Source organism: Ruegeria sp. BI11 (assembly GCF_056538005.1).
This window is the reverse complement of sequence record NZ_JBQFSM010000047.1, coordinates 1-1,884: the sequence shown is the minus strand read 5'-3', so window position 1 is coordinate 1,884 and position 1,884 is coordinate 1. Positions and strand designations below refer to the sequence as shown.

1 protein-coding gene and 1 pseudogene are annotated in these 1,884 nt (G+C 42.5%); both read left to right on the top strand.

What is annotated here, in order from left to right; genetic code table 11:
* The first annotated feature begins 381 nt into the window (after positions 1 to 381).
* Entirely contained in the window at positions 382 to 1,506 is a 1,125-nt protein-coding gene (locus ACR0DT_RS24975) for a TIGR03032 family protein (protein WP_480713335.1), read from the top strand.
* Positions 1,507 to 1,676: 170 nt separating this feature from the next.
* Positions 1,677 to 1,884, top strand: a pseudogene (locus ACR0DT_RS24970) (hypothetical protein); the annotation flags it as partial.

Sequence of the window (1,884 nt, the reverse complement as noted above, 5' to 3'; positions counted from 1 at the left end):
CACAGGCTTACCAGGTGTGACGCCACACTGATAACCATATCATGGTACCAAATAGGTGAATACCGAATAGAATATGGGCAGGGCAAGGTAAGTTGAAATGTATCAGGATCAATAAGCACCGTTAGTTGGGTGCCCCAATGTGCCAAGTTATTGAGCCTTAATTCGGGTTGGATCATGTATAAGCCATTAAAAAGAGTTACGATTTCTTCATTACCAACAAACAGAAATCTTCTAGTATTCTTGAGTCTACTTTGACACTAATGGTTGATGGCAGGAAGGGGATAAATTCTTTGTTAACTGCTTTAATTGGAGTTGTGCTTTCAAGAAAAGTGAATTAATTAATCGTAAATTATTAACACTAGAAACGGGGTATGATTTCACGTGACAAATCAAAAATCTAATGATGACTGCCGTGTAGTCTCTCAAGAGCAACTCTCCGTAGATGAGGTGCAGTTTTCTGTATCTTCTGGACTAAAAGATAGGTTAGTAAAAATGAACGCTAGTATCATATTTACTTCATACCAATCAAATTTACTTTATTCACTCGGGGTAAAGCCGGACGGGAATTTAAATATTCACCAAACGCGCGTTGAAAAACCTATGGGTTTGTATTGTGATGAAAACAATACAATAACACTTTCAGCTGGCTATCAAATTATTCAATATGAAAATGTTCTTCAAGGCAATGAGCGCGCAAACGATGTTTTTGACACCTGTTTTTTTCCTCGACGCGTGACTGTGACTGGTAAATTGGATGCGCACGACGTTGCTGTTGATGACGCAGGTCGTATTGTTTTCGTTAATACGCGTTTTAATTGCTTGGCGAATCCTTCTTCGCGTCATAGTTTTGAAGAGTTTTGGAGGCCTCCGTTTATTTCATCTTTAGTAGATGAAGATCGGTGTCATTTAAATGGCCTTGCAGTCAAAAGCGGAACTCCACGATTTGTGACTGCAATAAGTCGCTCTAATACGATTGATGGCTGGCGTGACCGGCGATCATCTGGCGGTATTGTAATCGATGTGGAAAGTGGTGAGATTGTTTGTGAAGGTTTGTCAATGCCACATTCCCCAAGGATAAAAGATGGAGACTTATGGCTTCTTAACTCTGGAACGGGAGAGCTAGGCGTGATCAAAGTTGACAATTCTGGCAATGGAGAATTCAACCCACGTGTGTTTTGTCCAGGTTTTTTACGTGGCCTTGCTTTTTATGATGACATAGCCGTAGTTGGGTTGTCAAAGCCGCGATATAAGCGTTTCGATGGTTTGGTTCTCAGTGAAAAACTGAAGGATGCTGATAGTGAACCTTGGTGTGGCATACAGATTGTGGATTTAAACAAAATGATCTGTGTGGATTGGTTGCGAATAGATGGTGCTGTTGCGGAACTTTATGATGTTGAAATAATTCCCAATGTAATGTGCCCAATGATTATTGCGCCCAACTCTCCTGATGCTGCTAACCTAGTTACATATGTAAAAACTGGTAGTGATGATGTGGAGAGCCACTAGGTGATAATTGCTGCGAGTTCGATGTAACGGAAAGATTTTCGAACATCTATCGGAGGATATCCAGAATTCTGTGCCCTTACGTGCTGACCCTCCCTAGGTTCTGGACCCATTAAATTGGTTTCCGTGATCCCGACTGAGTGATTCAAACCTCTGAGTTTCAGGGATGTGTAATGAGCAATCTATTCTGGCTGACTGACAAACAACTGGATCGTCTCATGCGCGGCCATATTGAACGGCTTGTCTTTATCGACGAAACCTCTCTGAAAACCAACATAATAAAGGCATCCGGCTGGGCACCGGGCGGGAACCGTCTGATCGCTCATGCGCCGGCGGGCCGCTGGAACACACAGACATTCATTGCCGGATTGCGACACAACA